1 protein-coding gene is annotated in these 357 nt (G+C 70.3%); it reads left to right on the top strand.

Annotated features, from left to right (window positions below):
• Positions 1–22 precede the first annotated feature (22 nt).
• Positions 23–357 (top strand): bifunctional 4-hydroxy-2-oxoglutarate aldolase/2-dehydro-3-deoxy-phosphogluconate aldolase (locus tag EH240_RS37615; RefSeq protein ID WP_425374882.1); only part of this gene is annotated, 335 nt, incomplete at its 3' end.

Below are 357 nucleotides of genomic sequence, written 5' to 3'. Positions count from 1 at the left end.
CGGCGGCGGCACGGTGCTCGATATGGCATCGCTCGAAGCCTGCCGGCGCTCGGGCGCCAAGTTCGGCCTCTCGCCCGGCTTCGATCCAGCGATCGTCGATGCGGCCAAGGCCGCCGGTCTGCCCTTCGCGCCGGGGGTGATGACGCCCACCGACGTGACACTGGCGGCGGCCAAGGGCCTGGGCCTCGTGAAGTTCTTCCCGGCCGCAATGGCGGGCGGCCCGACCGCGCTGGAGGGTATCTCGGCGCCGTTCGCGCATCTGAGCATGCGCTTCATTCCCACCGGCGGCGTCAGTCTGGCGACGATTGGCGACTGGCTGAAGCTCAAAAGCGTCGCGGCGGTCGGCGGCACTTGGAT

Origin of the sequence: Mesorhizobium tamadayense (assembly GCF_003863365.1) — a bacterium.
Lineage (GTDB): Bacteria > Pseudomonadota > Alphaproteobacteria > Rhizobiales > Rhizobiaceae > Mesorhizobium > Mesorhizobium tamadayense.
The sequence above is the reverse complement of the archived record's forward strand: the minus strand, read 5'-3'. Positions and strand labels throughout refer to the sequence as shown.